The organism is Candidatus Cryosericum odellii (assembly GCF_003570935.1).
Lineage (GTDB): Bacteria > Caldisericota > Caldisericia > Cryosericales > Cryosericaceae > Cryosericum > Cryosericum odellii.
On record NZ_QXIU01000195.1, the window covers coordinates 1 to 5,153 of the forward strand.

Annotated in this window: 5 protein-coding genes and 1 pseudogene; 2 read left to right on the top strand and 4 right to left on the bottom strand. The window is 55.4% G+C overall.

Going from position 1 to position 5,153, the window contains the following annotated elements; genetic code table 11:
- The first annotated feature begins 259 nt into the window (after window positions 1-259).
- Together SMC5_RS07850 and SMC5_RS07855 are read left to right on the top strand one after the other, a co-directional pair.
- Window positions 260-1,505 (top strand): annotated as a pseudogene (locus SMC5_RS07850) (IS256 family transposase).
- A gap of 121 nt (window positions 1,506-1,626) precedes the next feature.
- A complete protein-coding gene (locus tag SMC5_RS07855) occupies window positions 1,627-1,947 on the top strand; it encodes a hypothetical protein (protein WP_119120267.1) in 321 nt (106 codons plus the stop codon).
- 450 nt (window positions 1,948-2,397) lie between these two features.
- Here SMC5_RS07855 and SMC5_RS07860 read toward each other — a convergent pair whose 3' ends face one another.
- The 4 genes from SMC5_RS07860 to SMC5_RS07875 form a co-directional block, all read right to left on the bottom strand.
- Window positions 2,398-3,057 carry a CBS domain-containing protein gene (locus tag SMC5_RS07860; protein ID WP_119120268.1) on the bottom strand — a complete coding sequence of 220 codons (660 nt, stop codon included), beginning with the start codon at window positions 3,055-3,057 and terminating at the stop codon, window positions 2,398-2,400.
- A 19-nt stretch (window positions 3,058-3,076) separates the two neighbouring features.
- Window positions 3,077-3,784, bottom strand: a complete 708-nt coding sequence (locus SMC5_RS07865; protein ID WP_165846333.1) for a class I SAM-dependent methyltransferase — start codon at window positions 3,782-3,784, stop codon at window positions 3,077-3,079.
- Between the two features lie 110 nt (window positions 3,785-3,894).
- Window positions 3,895-4,536, bottom strand: a complete 642-nt coding sequence (locus SMC5_RS07870) for a phosphatase PAP2 family protein (RefSeq protein WP_119120270.1) — start codon at window positions 4,534-4,536, stop codon at window positions 3,895-3,897.
- A gap of 149 nt (window positions 4,537-4,685) precedes the next feature.
- On the bottom strand, window positions 4,686-5,153 hold a 468-nt coding region (locus tag SMC5_RS07875; RefSeq protein ID WP_165849032.1), incomplete at its 5' end, for an FAD-dependent oxidoreductase.

Genomic DNA, 5,153 nt, shown 5'->3' on the forward strand with positions numbered 1-5,153 from the left:
GTATTTGAAAAGAGGTAAGAATGTAAGGTGGTCCCTGTGATATTTATGATTGGTAGGGCATCTACCACCACGAAATCATGCGAGTAAGAGTGTCAGGCCAGCCAATTTGTGTTTTGCCATAGAACCCCTCTTTTATGGGTGATTCTATGGCATTGGCTCACCCTACACGGAGGTACAATCAAAAAGTGTGGAATTAGTTAGCGGCGGCGAGTACCCTTTCTGTTAGAGAAGAAACAACAGAAGGAGGGCACTCACCACCATGGGAAAGCTAACCACAGCACATAAGGTGTCGTCAAGCGAAGTCTGGGATTATCTGGAAGATCTGGTACGCATGAAGGTAAGGGAGTTTATACAAACTCTGCTGGAGGACGAGGTCACGGAGTTGCTGAGGCGTGGCAAGTCGGAGCGGCGTGGCGCGTTGGATAGTCGGCCAGTCTACCGGAATGGCTACGGGAAGGGACGGAAGCTCACGTTGGGCTGTGGTACTATCACCGTGCGCCGGCCCAGGGTAAGGGGGCTGGAGGAACGCTTCGAGAGCCGGATACTGCCACTGTTTGTCCGCAGGAGCAAAGAGGTAAATCAGCTCATCCCCCAGCTTTATTTACATGGTCTAGCCGAAGGTGATTTCGACCTGGCTCTGAGAGGTCTGCTGGGAGAAGAAGCCCCCCATCTCGGCCAGTACGGTGGCCCGGCTCAAGGAGAGTTGGCAGGCAGAATGGGAAGAGTGGCGCCGGCGCAGCCTGGAGGGGCTTGAAGTAGTCTACCTGTGGGTGGACGGTGTGTATGTCAAAGCGGGGATGGAGAAAGCCAAATCGGCGTTGTTTGTGGTAATCGGCGGGTTGAGTGACGGCCGGAAGGTAATCCTGGCAGTGGAGCCTGGTTACCGGGAGTCCAGCGAAAGCTGGGCCGAGGTGTTGAGAGACCTGAAAAAGCGTGGTCTGAACTGTCCCCGGCTGGTCGTGGGCGATGGTCACCTGGGTATCTGGGGCGCCTTGAGTAATGTCTATCCCGATGCCATGGAGCAGCGCTGCTGGAATCACAAGGTGCGCAATGTACTCGACAAGCTGCCGAAGAAGGCCCAAGGACTGGCCAAAAGTGAGTTACAGGGGATTGTGTACTCGGAAACTCACGAGGAGGCCGGGGCCAGGCGAGATGACTTCGTCAGATGGTGCCGGAAGGAAGGCTATGACCGGGCGGCCGCAGCGCTGGAGCAGGACTGGGAGCGGATGGTGACCTTTTACCGGTTCCCGAGGGAGCACTGGAAACACCTCCGGACGACTAACGTGGTAGAATCACCTTTCGCGGCGCTCAGGCTGCGAACTGACGCGGCGAAACGGTACAAGAAAGTGGCCAACGCCACAGCGGTGACCTGGAAGATGCTCCTGATTGCCGAGCAGAGATTTCGAAAACTGGATGCACCGGAGAAACTGAAAGAGGTTTACTTGGGCATAGATACCCTTAATTTAGCAGAACTCAAACAGGAGGAGGCGCTTGCCGTCGCCTAACCTATTTACACACCTATTGACGGAACCTCTATAAAATTGGCATGCTGGAATTGAATAATTTGAACAGGCAGATTCTGAACCAGATAAGAAAGTCATTTCCAATCAGGAGAGGAGGTGAAACATGATGGCCCAAATCAAAGTAACCCGGAAGAGTTACGTTCGCAAAGACGGCACCGTGGTAAAAGGTACCACCTTTTACACCAAAGATAAAGGGAAACCCGGCAAAACGCCGGAAAGTGAAAAGTGGTACCAGCATAATGTGGAAATGAACTGGCACAAGGACGAACCGGCTGAAGTGAGGCGAGCCAACGCGCTTAAGGCACACAAAGGCGATGAGCTAGCTACTGCCAGGACTTTGCAGGCATTAGCCAACGTGACTACGGACCCAGAGACTAGCGAGCTGGCAAAGAATGATGCTGATTACTTCTTCGCCAAGCATTAGTAGCTGTCAGAGTTAGTGTGACAAAGGACGGTATAGGACATGAACAAACTACTGAAGGTTTTGCTTATTATCATAATTGTCATTGTTGCAATTTGTGCAATCTTGTTTGCGGCTAGCTATGCTGTCAGATACAGTCACTAAGGTATCTGCCATTTCTAAGCTTCAAGTAGTTCTTGTTTAAAGATCTATTTGTCTGGAGCAAGAAATTCCTCTAGACTTTATCAATTGACCCTGAATGGACCTGCATAAATCCTGGGGCTTGAGTTTTGAAAATGCAATCAGTTGTGAAAATGACAAAACCCATAAAAGATGATTATGGGTTCGATGCTTGGCACGGACCTGGTGACCGAGGGGGCTGACGATCTCGAAAGCGATCCAGCTGGTGCGACAGGCCAAAGGCGACGAGCGGAACCCGCCGGCCCTTCCACTGTCCTGCGAAGAGGAGCTGGTCTAGCGAGCTCCCTGGATTTCGCGCAGATCGATCACCGTCTCCTCGGACTTGAGGAGACTACGCATTGTGTCCTGGTCTACATCTGCCACCTTGAGGATGATTCGGAGACGATGTGGCGATGTTGTAGGGAACGACGACACGGTCGTGACTCCCCCGCCTGCTTCGACGATACGGTTGAACAGCGAGGCAAGAGCGCCCTTGCGGTTGTCTATCTCAAGAGATGCGCGGACACCCGGTGCGCGGGAACCGAGCATCTCGACGAACAACCTGAAGATGTCCGTCTCGGTGATGATTCCCACAAGTGTATGCGACTCCGGAGGGCTCACGACGGGCAATACACCGATCTTGTGGTCAGTCATGGTCGCAGCAGCCAACTCGATGGGGCAGTCAGGACAGACCGTGACCACACCGTGCTGCATGACCTGACGTACAGGAAGGGCGGCAGCTTGGGCGCTAGCTTCCACCCAGCTGATGGGTCGGTCCACGGAGGGCAGTGCGTACAGCAGGTCTTTCTCGGAGACGATGCCGACTAACAGGTTGTCTTCGACGACAGGAAGACGGTGGACGTTGTGGGCGCGCATTATGTTGAGAGCGTCGGACAACCGTGCCTCGGGCTCGATTGTCACGACGTCGTGCATCATGTAGTCACGGACAAGCATCGGATTCTCCCCCGGGACTCTAACGCTTACGCGCGGTGCCGACCAGGAACGCGCCGGTCAGTGGCCTGAACAAACGGCCGAAGAACTCCTGCCGCGAGGCAGTGATGTCCTGGAACTCATCCTCGTCAGGAAATGTATAAATGCAACTTTCCATCGTCAGGGCACCAAAAGTGCCCGTACGGTGGAACAGCGAGCGCAGGTCGGACGACGAGAAGAAATGAGCAGCCCCGTAGATGGACGCCTCGCGCTTGGCGCGTTCGCGGCGAGCGTCTGCCCATAGACAATCGTTGTTGAGGACACCGACGACCACCTTGCCACCCGGCCGTAATACCCGGGCCATTTCCATGAGGGCCAGCAGTGGGTCCGCGGCAAACTCGAGCGCAGTAATCGACACGACCATATCGAAGGTCCTGTTTTCGTAGGGGAGTTTGGCCATGTCGGCCTGATCGTACCAAATGTACTGCCTGCGGTCCTGGGCCTTGCGGCGGGCTATCTCAATCATTTTTGAGGAGATGTCGACGGCAGTAACGTCCGCGCCGCTTTCGGACAACCGGATGCTGTACAGTCCGGTGCCACATCCGACGTCCAGAATAGTCTTGCCCCGCACTGCGCCCAGATGCTTGAAGACCAGCGTATTTTCGAGCTCGTCTTCGTAGGCGCCCAAGGGTGTCGTGTACCAGTTGTCATAAGTGTCGGCCCTGCTGTCGAACAATGCGTCATCTGCCATACGGCACCTCCTGGAGAAAATCTTCTTCATTCATTCTGTGCGAGACAGACAGGAATGCAAGGCAGAGGAATGCAGGGGGACCCATCACAGATCGTCTGACCAGCTGAGACTCAGTGTTCCGTCTTCAGGTTGAAGATGCGATAGGCCAGAAGGTACAGCGCAATGGCCAGCAGACTGCCGACCGTGTCCGCGATAACATGTTGTTTGAGGACCTGGGTCGCCACGACCGTGACCGCGGCAAAAACCGTCATCAGCCAGGCGACAGGACGGTAGCGTCTCTTGACCCACCAGAAACTTGCGGCGAGAGCAGACAGGCCACAGTGCAACGATGGGAAGCAGTTGTAAGGGCTGTCACTTTTGTATGTTGCGAGCAGAGCGTCGACGTACCTGCTGGTACCCGCGACCAGATCGGTGGGACGGGGTACTTGCGTCTGGAATACGATGTAGACGCCGTTGCTGATAGCCTCGATGGCGATGAAGGCGACGCCGAATGCCGTGAAGATCTTCGGATGGAAGACGAAGAAGAACAGGAGACAGAAGTAGAGGACAGGCTGCAGCCAGTTGTACGGGACGATGAACTGCGGGATAACCGGGACCCACCGATCAAAGGCTGTCTGCAAGATGTGCACGTTCGTGGTCGCATGGTTGGTCGTGGCGTACCAGGTCGAGGACCAATAAACACCGCCGGCGAGAACGAGGTTCATCAGGTATCTCCACCAGTTCTCCTTCATGAATCGTCGCAGTTTGTCCATCGTTTTCTCCCTTCTCCGTTGGCAGCTCAGTAGTGCTGCGCATGGGCACACAAGGCATGATAGCCGTGGATGTCTGCAGTGCAAGGACAGCGAAATGGGCCGGAAACTTACTCCGGCCCATGAATGCTTTCGATATGTCCGATCTACCCTCAGGATGTCTCGGTAGTCCTTGTGAGCCAGGCGTGGATGGCATGTGCAGCTTTGCGACCCTGGCCCATGGCCAGGATGACTGTCGCAGCGCCCAGCACGATGTCGCCACCTGCGAAGACTCCCGGAACCGAGGTCTCCATGGTGTCTTCGTCGGTGATGATCCCCCCGTGCTTGTTCACTTGCAGACCCGGGAGGGCGGCGGGGATCAGTGGATTGGGGTCGTTGCCGATAGCTACGACGACAACGTCCGCAGGGACATTGCTGGTCTGGCCGGCTATGGGCAGGGGGCGCCTGCGACCAGAAGCGTCCGGTTCCCCGAGCTGCATCTGCTGCACAGTCAGGCCGGTGACCCATCCCTCACCATTGCCGAGGATCTCCACGGGGTTCTGGAGAAAATGGAACTCGACTCCCTCCTGGATTGCATGATGATATTCTTCTTTGCGGGCGGGCATTTCCTCCTCCGAGCG

What these genes read in the sequence shown, in the direction of transcription:
- SMC5_RS07855 (WP_119120267.1), top strand. Translation starts at nt 1,627, where the DNA reads ATGATGGCCCAAATCAAAGTAACCCGGAAGAGTTACGTTCGCAAAGAC.
- SMC5_RS07860 (WP_119120268.1), bottom strand. Translation starts at nt 3,057, where the DNA reads ATGCTTGTCCGTGACTACATGATGCACGACGTCGTGACAATCGAGCCC.
- SMC5_RS07865 (WP_165846333.1), bottom strand. Translation starts at nt 3,784, where the DNA reads ATGGCAGATGACGCATTGTTCGACAGCAGGGCCGACACTTATGACAAC.
- SMC5_RS07870 (WP_119120270.1), bottom strand. Translation starts at nt 4,536, where the DNA reads ATGGACAAACTGCGACGATTCATGAAGGAGAACTGGTGGAGATACCTG.